The following is a 14,437-nucleotide window of genomic DNA, read 5'->3' as shown; positions in this document are numbered from 1 at the left end:
AACTGCTGTATGCGCATATGACATAAATAGCAGCACTGTTATCAAGTTAAGAATATTTGATGTTGCAATACCAATTCGTTAAAGAATGAGCATTTTTAAAATATAGAAATGATAGTGTTGAAGGCATTACTATCAAGTCAGCAATATAAAATCAGGGTAATTTTACAAAAGCCATTAGCTGCGTTTTTTAGGCACACTTGGCAGCTTATGAAGTTGGTTAATCATCAATTCAGCCGCTTTTTGCTCAGCAATACGGCGGCTTTCACCGGATTCGGTAATATCAGGACAGTTAAGAATGTTTACCTGACAGCGTACCACAAATATTTGATGCGGGGCATTACCGCGTGTTTCCATCAACTCATAATGTGGTAAGTCAAATTGCTTCGACTGCAACCATTCTTGTAGACGGCTCTTGGCATCTTTTAGGGCTTTTTGATCATTGACATTATCAATCAAATCACCGTACCAAGACAATACACATTCTCGTGTGATATTCATATCTTGACTGTCTAGATAAATAGCACCAATCAAGGATTCGACGGCGTCCGCCAATATAGAAGCACGATTGCGTCCGCCACCTTTACGCTCACCCACACCCAATATTAGCTGATTAGACAGCTCTAGATTTTGAGCGATAATGACCAAGGATTCTTGCCTCACGAGCGTCGCTCGCATACGGGTCAGACGACCTTCATTTTGGGTTGGATAACGATGATATAACGCCTCACCGACTATCATACCTAGCAATGCATCACCCAAAAACTCTAAGCGTTCATAGTTCTTTTTACTATCAAACGAGCGATGCGTGAGTGCCAGCTTAGGTAGACTTAAATCATTAAACACATAACCCAACTTGCGCGTTAATACTGCTAAGCGTTGAATAAATTCTGAGCTAATAACAAGCGTGTCATCAGACAGGCTATTTTTTGGTGGATTAGGAACCGCCTGAGGATACTGCGAAGTTGGTTTCATGCGTGGCTTATGATTATCCCTTTTGTTGTACTATTTAAAGTCATTAAATAGTAACGTTTAAAAATATTAAATACAAAAAACCAGCTCATAAAGAACTGTTTTCTAAAGTACTGGATTGTTAGATCGTTGCTGCTCGTATTTTAAAAAATCCGATCACTCTGCTATTGTAGGATCAATATCGCCTTCAAAGCGATTCACAATATCAATATTTCCAAAGAGCGTATTGGTTTTTTCATATTTTTTATAGATAGCCAACTGACCTGTTTTTTTATCTTTAAAGGTAAATACATCCTCTGCTTTGGTATCGTAATCAGCATTGATAGACAACTGCTTATCAACACGCTCGACAAACTGCTTGGCAGTCTCTTTCTTGTTATTAGACTCTTGAAGCTGCGCACTCAAGGTTTTGGTCAGTTGATAATCGCCAATTTGTGCTGGCACAATGGCAACAATCAATTTAACAGCAACACCCAAGGCGATGATAATAAAAACGATACTCGTGACACTAGCACCACGCTGTGTAGATAAGCCAGATAACTGTTGCACCATAATACCTCTCAACGAAAAATAGCTATATTTGTAATATATCTAGCTTAGAAGACACTATTTCTTAGTGCATGTTTATAAGCTAGATACTATTGCATTGAATAGCCATAATATTAGCACAAAACGTTTGTCGGTAAATATATCTATAGAACATTGATGTCATTAATCGATAGCACCATTACGTTTAAAAGTAGGTAGCTGTAGACCTGGCGGCTTATGCATCCAAATATATACTGCTTTTCCTGCTAAATTATCATCAGGAACAAAGCCCCAAAAGCGTCCATCTGCACTGCGATCACGATTATCGCCCATGACAAAATACTGACCTTCAGGCACATTAATACGCCATTCATTGCCTTCTGAGCTCACCACTTCTGGCGACTGTTGCTGTAAAAATGGCGCATATTGCGAGCTGTTCATACCATTCAAATAACGAACAACATACTCATGCTTACCTTGAGTTTCTTTAAAATATTTTGCGTCGCCTTCTTCTTGCTGACCCATCACAGCAGCATTCTCTTCTGTCAGCATTTGACCCGGAGCAACTTCCCCTGAAGAATATAACTGTGACGTCAGCTCTGCATTGGCATCAAAATCAATGGCTTGAGTAGCAACAGGCACGTCATTAATCGCAATTGTGCCTTGATTATAACTAACCGTATCACCCGGCAGACCAATGACGCGCTTAATATAATAAATACTTGGGTTCTCTGGATAACGAAAAACGGCAACATCGCCATGTTCAGGCGTGCCAGTATCGATTACTTTATTATAAGTCAGTGGCAAACGAACACCATAAGCATACTTATTGACGGCAATGAAGTCACCCGTATATAGCGTTGGCACCATCGAGGACGACGGAATATTAAACGGCTCAATTAAAAACGAGCGCACAATTAATACTACCGCCAGCACGGGGAAAAAATCATATGCCCAGCGTACCAGCAAGCTCTCTTTACCGCGACCCCGTGTTTTACGCTGTTTCAGTGTCAGCTTATCTAATAGCCAAATAATACCCAAACCTATGGTTAATGGCACTAAAATCAAATTGAAATCAAAATCCATACTTAATTGCCTATTAGCGAGCTACTTATCCAATGATGACATCCGTAAAAACAGCAATGATGATTCATTTATTAATAATCTAATCTACCTGCAATACGGCTAAGAAGGCTTCTTGTGGAATCTCGACGTTACCCACTTGCTTCATGCGTTTTTTACCGGCCTTTTGCTTAGACAGTAGCTTTTTCTTACGCGAGACGTCACCACCATAACACTTAGCCAAGACATCTTTACGCATGGCTTTCACAGTACTACGCCCGATAATTTGGCTGCCAATTGCCGCTTGAATAGCGACATCAAACATTTGACGCGGAATCAGCTCTTTCATTTTGGTCACCAGTGCGTTACCACGGTAGCGCGACTGAGTTTCATGGACAATCATAGCAAGCGCATCAACTTTGTCACCGTTAATCAGCACATCAACTTTAACCAATTTATCGACTTGATAACGCTCAAAATTATAATCAAGTGACGCAAAACCACGTGACACTGATTTTAGACGGTCAAAGAAGTCCATGACCACTTCGCCCATCGGAATATCAAAGATCAGCTGTACTTGACGACCCATAAAGCGCATATCGACTTGCACACCTCGGCGCTCAATACAAAGCGTCATCACGTTACCGAGATAATCCTGCGGTACTAAAATCTGACAACGAGCAATCGGCTCACGGAATTCTTCGATATTATTCGGTTCAGGCAGTCTTGATGGGTTATCAACATAGATAATGCTGCCATCTTTTTTTACAATCTCGTAGATAACTGAAGGCGCAGTAGTAATCAGATCCAAGTCATACTCACGCTCTAGGCGCTCTTGGATAATTTCCATATGCAGCATACCGAGGAAGCCACAACGGAAACCAAAGCCTAGCGCGTCTGAGGTATCCGGCTCAAAGAACAATGACGCATCGTTAATTTGCAGTTTTTGCAGTGCTTCACGGAATTTTTCGAAGTCGGTAGATTCTACAGGAAACATACCAGCATACACTTGCGGCGTAATCTGTTTAAATCCAGGAATACGATCGACGTCAGGCGTACTGGCATGAGTAATCGTATCACCAACTGGCGCGCCTGCAATGTCTTTAATACCCGCAATAATAAAGCCCACTTCACCCGCTTCTAAGATACCCGTATCTAACGGCTTCGGGGTAAAGACACCAATTGATCCGACTAAATGCGCATCTTTGGTCGATTTAATATAAAGTTTATCACCTTTTTTTATCGTACCTTGGCGGACACGTACTAATGAAACCACGCCTAAATAATTATCAAACCATGAGTCAATAATCAACGCTTGCAGCGGTGCGTCACGATCACCTGTTGGTGCAGGAATAAATTCAACTAACGCCTCAAGCAGTTTATCAACGCCAAGACCAGATTTTGCCGACACGCGCGGCGCATCAACGGCATCAATACCAATAATGTCTTCAATCTCTTGAATCACACGCTCAGGCTCAACTTGTGGCAAGTCAATTTTATTTAAAACTGCCATGACCTCAAGACCTTGATCGACCGCGGTATAGCAGTTAGCAACCGACTGCGCTTCAACACCTTGCGCCGCATCAACAACCAATAGCGCGCCTTCACAAGCCGCTAAGGAACGTGAAACTTCATAAGAGAAATCCACGTGACCAGGCGTATCAATAAAGTTGAGCTGATAGCGCTCACCATTTGGATGGTCATAATACAGCGTCACCGACTGCGCTTTGATCGTGATACCACGCTCACGCTCAATATCCATCGAATCGAGGACTTGCGCCTGCATCTCGCGATCTTGCAGCGCGCCACACATTTGAATAAAACGATCGGCAAGGGTCGACTTACCATGATCAATGTGGGCAATAATAGAAAAGTTACGAATATTGGCTAATGCAGTCACAAAGCGCCTACTAAATAATGGAGGATTGAATAACGAATATAAATGCTGTCAGATGGCAACAATAGAATACTTACTCATAGTTAATATCGGTCAATACACCAATATCACTACATTAAGCAAACCGTATTGTAGCAAGTGAAGTGCCTACAGCGCTGATTATTAGTTATAACTACGCGCAGGCACGTGAGGGTATTCTAGCAGTTTTCCACTATAAAGTAAGTGGATTTTGTCAGCAAGCCTTGGTTTTATAAATGAAGGTAGACAAGCAAGCTTTAAATCAAGAATATTTACTTCGTTAGATCTGATATAGATTCTATGAGTAAATATTTATTTTTAGCCATAAAATAGGCAAAAAAAAACCAATCAAATAATGATTGGCATTTTTAATGTTACAGGTCTTGCTAAAAATGGTGGCGATGAAGAGACTTGAACTCTTGACCTCACGATTATGAGTCATGCGCTCTAACCAGCTGAGCTACATCGCCATTTTAGGCTCGGTATTATGCCGATATGAGTGACTTACGTCAACCCTTAAAAGGCATTTTTTGCAAAAAAATTGAATTAAATTCAAAATAAGCGCAATTTTAAAACACCAAACCGGTACTGCTATGCTTCTTTAAAAATTAGCTAATAAAGAAACATGTTTAAAACATTGCTAAAAAGGTTGGTAAACCGATAAGCCGGGTTCTGTCGTGGACAATCATTCCTCTAGGCGTATCATCGCTAATACGCTCAAGCAACCTACCCGCATCGAACGCGGGCCGCGCCATGCCGATGCCTATTTGGTCTTGCTACGCGTGGAGTTTACCATGCCGTGAACTGTTGCCAGCCACGCGGTGCGCTCTTACCGCACCCTTTCACCCTTACCGATAGTGTCAGACACTAAAGGCGGTCTACTCTCTGCTGCACTGGTCGTCAAGTTACCCTGCCCAGCCGTTAGCTGGCACGCTGCCCTATGTAGCCCGGACTTTCCTCCCCTGCATGTCTGTTACCAGTGTGCAGCGGCGATTGCCTAGTCTACCAAGCGCGCTAGTATAGCAAACTTGTGACGATTTAGGGCAGCAAATTTTGACTTATTTTTAGCGGTGATTTATACAAAGTTTTGAGGGACTATAAAGTCTGTATGACTAAACCCATTATCCTTTTGTACAGGTAAGGCTAACCAATGCGCCATTGGATGATGCTCAGCTAAATAGTTTTGCAGAAAATCAATTGTACTAGCTGCTATCTGTTTATCTGTCTGAGCAGCATTGTCGTGAATATGATTATAAATGACACTATGAACATCTAGACCACGCGATTTTATCGCCTCTAAACTTAGCAACGTATGGTTGATGCTGCCCAGCCGACCTGATGTGACCAAAATAACCGGATAGCCTTGTTTAGCAATATAATCCAAGGTTAATAATTGCTCAGTGATGGGTACTAATAAGCCCCCTGCCCCCTCTAAAAGCACCACCTTATAATCCGCTTGCAAATTTTTTGTAGCGCTTGTAATCACATCAGTATTAAGAATTTCACTGGCAAGTGCGGCGGATAAATGCGGTGACGCAGGTTTCTCATAACGATACGGGCAAGTGGTGCTATCAATATCACACGGCTGTAGCGGAATGCCCATCAGCTGACGATGAGTAATAATATCGTCAGCAATTCCCATTTTTCCGCTAATTAAATCTCTTGCGACGCCCGTTTGCACCAGTTTTTGGGTAATGACATTAACGCCTTGCTCCATTAAGGCTTTAGCAATCATACCGGTTGCATAAGTTTTGCCAATATCGGTATCAATTCCTGAAACAAAGAGCACGCTCATCATTAATCCTTTCGCGTTAAATAACTACTGACCACTTTTAATAACGCTTGGCAAAGAGTGGTAAGTTCATCATCGGTAATCACATAGGGCGGCATAATATAAACCAATTTCCCAAAGGGTCGCACCCAAATGCCGTTTTCAATCAGTAAGGATTGAAAGACTGGCATATTAACGGCTTCTTGCAGCTCAATCACTGCTACAGCACCCAAACAGCGTACCTCAGCAACGCCATTTAAACTCACAGCTGGCGCAAGTTGCTGCTCCATGACAGATTGCATATTTGCTGTACGCGCTTCAATATCATAGGACAGTATTAAATCAATCGACGCACAAGCAACGGCACATGCCAGCGGGTTGCCCATAAAGGTCGGACCATGCATCAGTGACGGGTAATCACTTTGGCTAATGGTATCGGCAATAGTGCGCGTGCATAAGGTCGCGGCAAAAGTCATATAACCGCCGGTCAGTGCCTTACCAATCGTCATAATATCAGGGCTAATAGCAGCATGTTCACACGCAAATAACTTGCCGCTACGCCCGAAACCGGTGGCAATTTCATCGGCAATTAATACCACGTTATGTTCATCACACAATTGGCGTAAGAGCTGCAAATACTGAGGACTATAAAAGCGCATGCCGCCTGCGCCCTGGATAATCGGCTCAATGATAAATCCAGCAAGCTGGTCGCTATTTTTGACAAAAAACTCCGTTAATGCCTCACGCTCACTTTGGGTTAAGTCACGCTCAAATCCCATTGGTGGCGCTGCGACAAAGTGTTGCATCGGTAATTGCTTACCATAGAGACTGTGCATACCATTAATAGGGTCGCAGACACTCATCGCATGCCATGTATCACCGTAATAACCTGAATGGGTCGAGGCAAACTGCTGCTTGGTTGGACGCTTGGCGGCAATTTGATATTGCAATGCCATCTTAAGCGCAACTTCTACCGCGATACTGCCGCTATCGGCATAAAATATCGCATCCAGTCCAGCAGGCACAATTGACAGCAGTTTTCTGCCCAAGTCTATCGCTGGCTGATGGGTTAAACCACCAAACATGACGTGCGCCATTTTGCCCAATTGTTCAATCATCGCCGCATTCAATTGGGGATGATTATAACCGTGCACGCTTGCCCACCATGACGACATACCATCAATCAGGCGCGTACCATCTTCAGTAACGATATAAATACCGTCAGCACGGTCAATCACGATATTGGGATAAGTCGGTGGTAGGCTGGCATACGGGTGCCAGAGATGTTGCTGATCAAAATCGTTGGTTGATACAGTTGTCATATTTTATTGACCAGTAATGCGTTTGTATTTAGACATCAAATCACTTTCGGTTTCGATATGATTGGGATCATGAGGAATACAATCGACAGGGCAAATAACCACACATTGCGGCTCATCGAAATGACCGACGCATTCGGTACATAAGTCATGGTCAATCACATAAATGTCATCGCCCTCTGAGATGGCTTCATTTGGGCAGGCAGGCTCACACACATCGCAATTAATGCATTCATCCGTAATTAACAACGCCATAGACTGCTCCTTTTTTTCTATCAGGCATTTCTATTTATTAAGAAATACGCAATCTAACACAGATACGCGACCTATTTACTACCAAGCTTTTGAATAAAAGCTTCAGAGACACAAGGCGGCACAAATTTTGTCACGTCACCGCCGAGCTTGGCAATTTCGCGAATCATGGTCGACGAGATGAATGAGTAATTCTGCGAAGGCGTCAAAAATACGGCCTCAAAATTTTCATCAAGCTCACGATTCATATTGGCGAGTTGAAACTCATATTCAAAATCTGACATCGCACGCAAACCACGCAAGACAGCAGTAGCATTCTTTTCACGCATAAAATCGACTAGCAAGCCCTCAAAGCCTATAACGGATACCTGCGGCAAATCAACAAATACGGTCTTGACCAAAGCCACACGCTCTTCAAAGTTAAATAACGGCTTTTTATGGTGACCAGATGCCACTGCAATCACCACCTCGTCAAATAATTTGGTCGCGCGCGTCACTAAGTCCACATGACCATTGGTAATGGGATCAAAGGTGCCAGGGTATAGAATCTTGGTATGCAATTTTGAAGAAGTAGCAGAAGAGCTCATAGCAGGACCAATGTGGTTGGTGATAAAATAATAAGCTATATGCTAGCAAATTTTATCCAAACTTAATACTTATCTGCTACATTTGTCCTAACAGCGCGGCTACATTTGCAGCGGAAGCTTTGTTACAATAGCCAGTTCGACTCATCTGTTTAGCATTTATAAAAAATAACCAGCATTTAAGGGTTAGGATGAGGAATTAGTAAGACTAGAAATATAGGGACAAGATATATTTAAGCAGTCCTTATGGAGACATTATGTCAAAAAAATCAAAAAAACCGGAAAATCAAATTTGTGCCAATAAAAAGGCTCGTCATGAGTACTTTATTGAAGAGACATTTGAGGCAGGTCTGTCGTTACAAGGTTGGGAAGTTAAAGCCATTCGCGCGGGCAAAATGACCATTACGGAAGCTTATATTATTTTTCGTAATAATGAGGCATTCCTATTTGGCGCGCATATTCAGCCGCTACTATCCAGCTCGACGCATGTCAGCCCTGATAGTATCCGTACTCGCAAGCTGCTGCTTAATCGCCGCGAAATCGAAAAGCTAATGGGTGCAGTCAACCAAAAAGGCTATGCCTGCGTACCATTATCCTGCTATTGGAAAAACTCGCTGGTAAAATGTCAAATTGGCTTGGCACTGGGTAAAAAACAGCATGACAAACGTAAAACGCTTAAAGACCGTGATTGGGAACGTGATAAGCAGCGTGGTTTTAAGAAGGATTTAGATTAAAGCCCTCTTTCAACAGATTGGTTTTAATCTTAAAAAAACGGACGATTCAGCATAATGTTGAATCGTCCATTTTTATTTATTCGATTACTCTTATTTATTAATTTTCAAATAACTGGTGCAATTTCTGTCGTTTGTGATTGTTGATGGGCGCGACGTAATTGACGTACACCATGGGCAATCAGACAAGCTATCCCGACCCAAATAAGACCATAACTATAAATCATCGCCGATTCAAAAGGATTGCCCAAAACGGTTATTGCTAAGATAAATAGTAATGCGGGCTCCAAATAACTCATCATGCCATAAACGTTCATTGGTAGCATTTGACTGGCATCGACGTTGGTTTTCATGGCCAGCACGCTCATAACGCCGAGTCCTACCAGCATCGCAATAAAGAACCCAGAGCCGCTGACTAAGCTTAAACTACTTGGGGCAATAAAAAATAAGTACGCCAAAGCAAATGGTGCGAATATCGTTAAATCAACCAACAACCCAGTCACCGCACCAATACCTTGCAAACGGCGCAAAATATAATAAACAGGATAAGTACCACATACCCATAGCGTTGCCCAAGAGACGCTTTGCGTACGTACAATCTCACTGCCGACTCCAACTGCGGCAAAAGCAACCGCCAACCATTGTAAGCGACTTAGTTTTTCACCGAAAAATACACATCCAAATACCACCATCATCAATGGAAATAGGAAATATCCCATCGCGGTTTGTACGCCCTGCCCATTGACGGGTGCCCACATAAATAGCCAAAACTGACTTAAGAATATCGGTGTAGGCAATAGCAACCACGCCCATTGTTTCACAGAGCATAATGCTTTTAGTTTATCCATATGCAAACCTAAGCGCCCGCTAATAAGCAAATATCCTATCAGTGCGGCCCACATCGCTAGCATCCGCCAGATAAAAACTTGTGTCCCTGATAACGGTGCTAAAAAACTGCTATAAGCATACAGTACGCCAAATAATACGTTGGATAAGACTGCTAGTGCTACACCCATCATTAAAGTACGCTGCTGTACGCTGCCTTTGGTCCACATTGCTGGCATCGGGAAACGTGACAAAGTCGACGCTACAGTATTGGTTGGGGTTGAAGTAGACATAAAGCACCTTTATTTGCATGAGCAGTGAGAACACTATTTGATAGAGATTATTATCGTTTTCTAATATATAAAGCTTAGTTTATAGCTAGTGATTGTGAAAAAATCTCTATATTTATCTTAATATGAATATATTTATCTTATAGTCACCTATATTACTAATAATTTATTACTTTATGATTTATAGTGATAATACTTCTATAGTAAGCGAATTGTAATCATCCTCTGTTAATGTCTCTACCTTAAAGCGAAACCCTATGAATCAGTCAATAGACAATACCGACAAGTCCATTTTGAATTTGATGCAAGATGATGCGACATTGCCCTTAAAAACCCTTGCAGAACACGTCAATGTGTCTATCGCTACGGCTCAACGGCGTGTGCAAGCGCTGATAGACAATGGGGTGATTACTAAGCAAGTGGCTATAGTAGACCCTCATAAGGTTGGTTATAGCTTGACGGCGGTGGTGATGGTAGAGATGGAGCGCTCCAATAACTCTATGCAGCATCGATTTGAGCGTTTGATGAATGCCCAGTCGCAAGTGATGAGCTGCTATGAAGTATCTGGCGATGCTGACTTTATGCTTATGGTGAGTGCTAAAAATATGAAGGATTATCATCAGTTCACTCGCAATTTGCTCACTTACGAAAATAATGTACGTAATTTTAAGAGTCAGTTTGTGATGAACTTTACTAAGAGTGGTACGAAGATTTATTTAGATTGATATCTGCTTTTTGCCTAATTGCTATCCATAGATTATTCTGCGCTATCAATAACTTATCGCTAATACGTTTATTACATCATGAACGTTATTCATGTTAAAATGAGCGCCTTTAAATTAGCCATCAACTACCGTTATCTATAATGGCTATTATATATATGCATTTTTTCTGATTTTCTGATTAAGGTTATCCCATGTCTGCCGATACCATCGCCCGCACCGCCTTTAAACAAGGCACCAAACCCCTTTACGACTACGACAAACATTGGGCAAGCTGCTACGAGCCTGCGCCTTATTTGCCGATGAGCCGCAAAGAGATGGATGAGCTTGGCTGGGATGCCTGTGACGTCATCATTATCTCGGGCGATGCTTATGTCGATCATCCAAGCTTTGGTATGGCGATTATCGGGCGCTTACTAGAATCACAAGGTTTCCGCGTCGGTATCATTGCTCAGCCAGATTGGAAAAGTAAAGATGCCTTTATGGAACTTGGCAAACCTGTCTACGCTTATGGCGTGACGGCGGGCAACATGGACAGCATGATTAACCGTTATACGGCTGATCGTAAGATCCGTAGTGATGACGCTTATTCGCCGGGTAACGTCGCGGACAAACGTCCTGACCGCGCGGCTATCGTCTATAGTCAGCGCTGCCGTGAAGCCTATCCTGATGTGCCAATTATCTTAGGCGGCATCGAAGGCAGCCTACGCCGTATCGCGCATTATGATTATTGGTCAGATAAAGTACGCCGTAGTATTTTGCTTGATGCCCGTGCTGATGTTTTATTGTATGGTAATGCTGAGCGTGCCATCGTCGATGTGGTACATGGTCTATCAAAAGGCTATAGCTTTGAGCAAATGAGCAATTTGCGCGGTACAGCTTACTTGCTCACGCCGACGCGCCGTCATTGGCAAGCAGGCATGACCGAAGTTGCCAGTAATGATGTCGATACCGTTGGTCGTGTTGATCCGATCATCAACCCTTATGTGATGACCGAAGATCTTGACCAATGCTCAATCGAACAAGATAAGCCTAGCGCCTCTCCTGTTGGACAATCAATGTCAGGAATGTCAGGGCAATATCCAGGATTTGTATCTGAGCCAGTGACCAATAAAATCTTGAATACTGACCAAGTCGATGAAGAGACGCAAGTCGTACAAATGCGTGGCTTTACTAAACCGATGACAGCACGTAAGCATAAAATTAAAATGCCACCGCGTGAGAAAACCGTCATTCGTCTGCCTGATTATGAGCATGTCAAATCTGACCCTGTGCTTTATGCTCATGCTAGCCGTATCTTGCATCTTGAGACCAATCCGGGTAATGCACGCGCATTGGTACAGCGTCATAGCAGTGGCGCCGGTAACTCACATACCTCTATCGATGTGTGGCTCAATCCGCCACCGATTCCTTTATCGACGGAAGAGATGGATTACGTGTTTGACTTGCCATACGCTCGCCTGCCGCATCCAAGTTATGGCGATGCGCGTATCCCTGCTTATGACATGATTAAGTTTTCGGTCAACATTATGCGTGGGTGTTTTGGCGGTTGTACTTTTTGCTCTATCACCGAGCACGAAGGACGCATTATCCAAAATCGCTCAGAAGAATCTATCCTACGTGAAGTCGAAGCGATTCGTGATACTGCGCCGAACTTTACGGGCGTTATCTCTGATCTTGGTGGTCCAACTGCCAATATGTATCGTCTAAACTGTAAAGACGAAACTATTGAGAAAAATTGCCGTAAACCGTCTTGCGTTTATCCTGATATTTGTGAAAATCTGATTACCGATCACAGTAATTTGACACAGTTGTATCGTAAAGCGCGCGATATCAAAGGCGTAAAGAAAATCCTTATTGCCTCTGGTCTACGTTATGATTTGGCGATTAAAGATCCTGAATATGTCAAAGAATTGGTCAGCCATCATGTCGGTGGTTATCTCAAAATTGCCCCTGAGCATTCAGAAGAAAACGTTTTATCAAAAATGATGAAACCGGGTATGGGTAATTATGACAAATTTAAAGCCATGTTTGAGCAATACAGCCAAGAAGCGGGCAAAGAGCAGTATTTGATTCCTTACTTTATCGCCGCCCATCCGGGTACCAAAGATGAAGATATGATGAATCTTGCGCTATGGTTAAAAGGCAATGGCTACCGCGCTGACCAAGTACAAGCGTTTTACCCAAGCCCAATGGCGACTGCGACCACCATGTATCATACCCATAAAGACCCACTGCATAAAATCAGCCGTGACGAAGGTGATATGGATATCGTCAAATCAGGTAAGCAGCGCAAATTGCACAAAGCTTTCTTACGCTATCATGATCCAAAAAACTGGGTAATGCTGCGTAAAGCCCTGCAAGATATGGGGCGCGGTGATTTGATTGGTAAAAATCGCGGCTGCTTAATCCCGCCATTTAATGCAAGCTTAGAAGGTCGTGATGCGGTGCAAGACAGCTATCAATCAGCGCGTAAGAAAAACAGCCGTCTGGGTAATGACTCGGTGAAACGTAGTAATAAATCAGCTGACAGCTGGTCAAATAAAGGTACTGCGGGCAAAAACACTGGCGGCAAAAAGAATGTGAGTAAAGGCAACTTCCAAACTCAGCATACGGGTCTACCACCGCGTAAAACCAAGTAATCAAATCATTATTAATCTGCTGTCATACAGTGGATCAATAATATCTATTGGCTAATACCTAATTAGATAAGCGCCTATCAGCCACACGTTGATAGGCGCTTTTTTATTTGATCTTGAAGTTGATTATGCTGCTTGCTGAAAATAAGCAAATCAGAAATTCATTAAGCACCCTTAAATCAATCGTTACAGTAAACAGTGTTTAAGTAACCAAGTGAACACGTAAAAAACAATTTCTAACATTTTTTAAGAAGCGTTTTCGTTACTATATGCGACATATGCTTAACGCATAGTTAATAACAAATACACGATGACTTTTATACTTTTGGAGAAGACTATGAATACCCTAACCAAACTGGCAACCGCTCTACCTGCGCTTGCCTTACTAAGCGCTTGTGCCACTACCGCTCCTACGACAGCAAATACCCCTGCTTCAGAAAGCGTGACCGATGTCGCTTATGATCGTATGGCACCAGCCCCTTATACTTGCACTGATAATAGTACTATCATGGCGAAACAGTCTATCAATAAAAAACAAACCATGCTAAACGCCACCTTGCCTAAAGTGAAATGGGCAGAGCAACCGCTTATCTTAAACAGTATTGTACAAGGTGATGTCGCAAGCTATGTCAACGACTCAAACCCAGAAGCCACCTATGCATGGCATATGAAAGGCGACAAAGGTATCTTCGCTATGAAATGGGCAAATGGTAAAGAATACCAAGTAAACTGCCAAGTAGGTAGATAGTTATTTCGGTTTAATCATTCATTTATAATGATAAATGTATAATTATTAGACTGAGCATTACTATAAACAGTCATCGAAAGAT

At 42.5% G+C, this 14,437-nt stretch carries 13 protein-coding genes, 1 tRNA gene and 1 other RNA gene; 4 read left to right on the top strand and 11 right to left on the bottom strand.

All coding sequences use genetic code 11. The features are described from left to right. Window positions 1-174 precede the first annotated feature (174 nt). From rnc to coaD, 10 genes are all read right to left on the bottom strand, one after another. The gene (gene rnc, locus JMX89_RS01535) at window positions 175-972 is read right to left on the bottom strand and encodes a ribonuclease III (protein WP_020442714.1); all 798 of its coding nucleotides are present in this window, start codon (window positions 970-972) and stop codon (window positions 175-177) included. 153 nt (window positions 973-1,125) lie between these two features. After that, the gene (locus JMX89_RS01530) at window positions 1,126-1,521 is read right to left on the bottom strand and encodes a DUF4845 domain-containing protein (protein ID WP_011512735.1); all 396 of its coding nucleotides are present in this window, start codon (window positions 1,519-1,521) and stop codon (window positions 1,126-1,128) included. Window positions 1,522-1,680: 159 nt separating this feature from the next. Further along, window positions 1,681-2,583, bottom strand: a complete 903-nt coding sequence (lepB, locus tag JMX89_RS01525; RefSeq protein WP_133103764.1) for a signal peptidase I — start codon at window positions 2,581-2,583, stop codon at window positions 1,681-1,683. A 79-nt stretch (window positions 2,584-2,662) separates the two neighbouring features. After that, the gene (lepA, locus tag JMX89_RS01520) at window positions 2,663-4,459 is read right to left on the bottom strand and encodes a translation elongation factor 4 (protein ID WP_011512733.1); all 1,797 of its coding nucleotides are present in this window, start codon (window positions 4,457-4,459) and stop codon (window positions 2,663-2,665) included. Between the two features lie 408 nt (window positions 4,460-4,867). Then, window positions 4,868-4,944: transfer RNA gene (locus tag JMX89_RS01515), tRNA-Met, on the bottom strand. A 175-nt stretch (window positions 4,945-5,119) separates the two neighbouring features. Further along, window positions 5,120-5,483, bottom strand: an RNA gene (rnpB, locus tag JMX89_RS01510) — RNase P RNA component class A. 66 nt (window positions 5,484-5,549) lie between these two features. Continuing rightward, window positions 5,550-6,269: a dethiobiotin synthase gene (gene bioD, locus JMX89_RS01505; RefSeq protein WP_201550583.1), complete on the bottom strand. Its 720-nt coding sequence runs from the start codon at window positions 6,267-6,269 to the stop codon at window positions 5,550-5,552. A 2-nt stretch (window positions 6,270-6,271) separates the two neighbouring features. Further along, complete coding sequence (gene bioA, locus JMX89_RS01500; protein WP_201550582.1) at window positions 6,272-7,567, bottom strand: adenosylmethionine--8-amino-7-oxononanoate transaminase; 1,296 nt, start codon at window positions 7,565-7,567, stop codon at window positions 6,272-6,274. Between the two features lie 3 nt (window positions 7,568-7,570). Further along, entirely contained in the window at window positions 7,571-7,819 is a 249-nt protein-coding gene (locus JMX89_RS01495; RefSeq protein ID WP_201550580.1) for a YfhL family 4Fe-4S dicluster ferredoxin, read from the bottom strand. Between the two features lie 71 nt (window positions 7,820-7,890). Then, entirely contained in the window at window positions 7,891-8,403 is a 513-nt protein-coding gene (coaD, locus tag JMX89_RS01490; protein WP_201550579.1) for a pantetheine-phosphate adenylyltransferase, read from the bottom strand. A gap of 254 nt (window positions 8,404-8,657) precedes the next feature. Between coaD and smpB the strand changes: the two genes are divergently transcribed. Then, window positions 8,658-9,134 carry an SsrA-binding protein SmpB gene (smpB, locus tag JMX89_RS01485; protein ID WP_011512728.1) on the top strand — a complete coding sequence of 159 codons (477 nt, stop codon included), beginning with the start codon at window positions 8,658-8,660 and terminating at the stop codon, window positions 9,132-9,134. A gap of 104 nt (window positions 9,135-9,238) precedes the next feature. On the opposite strand, the gene rarD is transcribed toward smpB, so the two are convergent. Further along, window positions 9,239-10,249 (bottom strand): EamA family transporter RarD, encoded by a 1,011-nt coding sequence (gene rarD, locus JMX89_RS01480; RefSeq protein ID WP_201530821.1) that lies wholly within the window; start codon window positions 10,247-10,249, stop codon window positions 9,239-9,241. Between the two features lie 254 nt (window positions 10,250-10,503). Between rarD and JMX89_RS01475 the strand changes: the two genes are divergently transcribed. The 3 genes from JMX89_RS01475 to JMX89_RS01465 all read left to right on the top strand — a co-directional run bounded on the left by JMX89_RS01475 (window position 10,504) and on the right by JMX89_RS01465 (window position 14,355). After that, window positions 10,504-10,971: an Lrp/AsnC family transcriptional regulator gene (locus tag JMX89_RS01475; RefSeq protein WP_201530824.1), complete on the top strand. Its 468-nt coding sequence runs from the start codon at window positions 10,504-10,506 to the stop codon at window positions 10,969-10,971. A gap of 191 nt (window positions 10,972-11,162) precedes the next feature. Continuing rightward, window positions 11,163-13,610, top strand: coding sequence for a YgiQ family radical SAM protein (locus tag JMX89_RS01470; RefSeq protein ID WP_201530826.1), 2,448 nt, complete (start codon window positions 11,163-11,165; stop codon window positions 13,608-13,610). 334 nt (window positions 13,611-13,944) lie between these two features. Continuing rightward, window positions 13,945-14,355: a hypothetical protein gene (locus tag JMX89_RS01465; RefSeq protein WP_133103771.1), complete on the top strand. Its 411-nt coding sequence runs from the start codon at window positions 13,945-13,947 to the stop codon at window positions 14,353-14,355. Window positions 14,356-14,437: the final 82 nt, after the last annotated feature.

It is taken from the genome of Psychrobacter sp. DD43 (assembly GCF_904846555.1).
GTDB classification, from domain to species: domain Bacteria; phylum Pseudomonadota; class Gammaproteobacteria; order Pseudomonadales; family Moraxellaceae; genus Psychrobacter; species Psychrobacter cryohalolentis.
This window is presented reverse-complemented; position numbering and strand designations above follow the sequence as displayed.

Excerpts from the sequence above, each read along its gene's own strand:
- lepB (WP_133103764.1), bottom strand. The coding sequence starts at position 2,583 with ATGGATTTTGATTTCAATTTGATTTTAGTGCCATTAACCATAGGTTTG.
- smpB (WP_011512728.1), top strand. The coding sequence starts at position 8,658 with ATGTCAAAAAAATCAAAAAAACCGGAAAATCAAATTTGTGCCAATAAA.
- bioD (WP_201550583.1), bottom strand. The coding sequence starts at position 6,269 with ATGAGCGTGCTCTTTGTTTCAGGAATTGATACCGATATTGGCAAAACT.
- JMX89_RS01475 (WP_201530824.1), top strand. The coding sequence starts at position 10,504 with ATGAATCAGTCAATAGACAATACCGACAAGTCCATTTTGAATTTGATG.
- JMX89_RS01465 (WP_133103771.1), top strand. The coding sequence starts at position 13,945 with ATGAATACCCTAACCAAACTGGCAACCGCTCTACCTGCGCTTGCCTTA.
- JMX89_RS01470 (WP_201530826.1), top strand. The coding sequence starts at position 11,163 with ATGTCTGCCGATACCATCGCCCGCACCGCCTTTAAACAAGGCACCAAA.
- JMX89_RS01530 (WP_011512735.1), bottom strand. The coding sequence starts at position 1,521 with ATGGTGCAACAGTTATCTGGCTTATCTACACAGCGTGGTGCTAGTGTC.
- rnc (WP_020442714.1), bottom strand. The coding sequence starts at position 972 with ATGAAACCAACTTCGCAGTATCCTCAGGCGGTTCCTAATCCACCAAAA.
- bioA (WP_201550582.1), bottom strand. The coding sequence starts at position 7,567 with ATGACAACTGTATCAACCAACGATTTTGATCAGCAACATCTCTGGCAC.
- JMX89_RS01495 (WP_201550580.1), bottom strand. The coding sequence starts at position 7,819 with ATGGCGTTGTTAATTACGGATGAATGCATTAATTGCGATGTGTGTGAG.
- rarD (WP_201530821.1), bottom strand. The coding sequence starts at position 10,249 with ATGTCTACTTCAACCCCAACCAATACTGTAGCGTCGACTTTGTCACGT.
- coaD (WP_201550579.1), bottom strand. The coding sequence starts at position 8,403 with ATGAGCTCTTCTGCTACTTCTTCAAAATTGCATACCAAGATTCTATAC.